At 46.2% G+C, this 435-nt stretch carries 1 protein-coding gene; it reads left to right on the top strand.

All coding sequences use genetic code 11. The features are described from left to right. Nucleotides 1-435: CoA-transferase (locus AC1M9C_RS14960; RefSeq protein WP_481953980.1), on the top strand; the 435-nt coding region annotated here is incomplete at both ends.

The following is a 435-nucleotide window of genomic DNA, read 5'->3' on the forward strand; positions in this document are numbered from 1 at the left end:
CTGACAAAGATGTCTTTTTACATTCTGAAAATGGTTTATTGGCCTTTGGTCCACCCCCTGCGGAAGAAGACCGTGACCCTGAGTTAATTAATGCGGGTAAAGAGTTTGTGACTTTATTAGAAGGCGGAGCTTTCTTCCATCATGGTGACTCATTTGCCATGATGCGTGGTGGTCATTTAGACATCGCAGTCTTGGGTGCTTTCCAAGTGGCAGAAAATGGTGATCTTGCAAACTGGCATACCGGTGCACCTGATGCCATTCCTGCTGTGGGTGGTGCAATGGATTTAGCCGTGGGTGCGAAGAAAGTCTTTATTACCACCGATCATGTCACTAAAAAAGGCGAACCTAAAATCGTTGCTGAGCTGACTTATCCTGCGACAGGTTTGAAATGTGTGGACCGCATTTATACGGACCTTTGTGTGATTGATGTGACGG

It is taken from the genome of Acinetobacter sp. 24-47-39 (assembly GCF_056783825.1).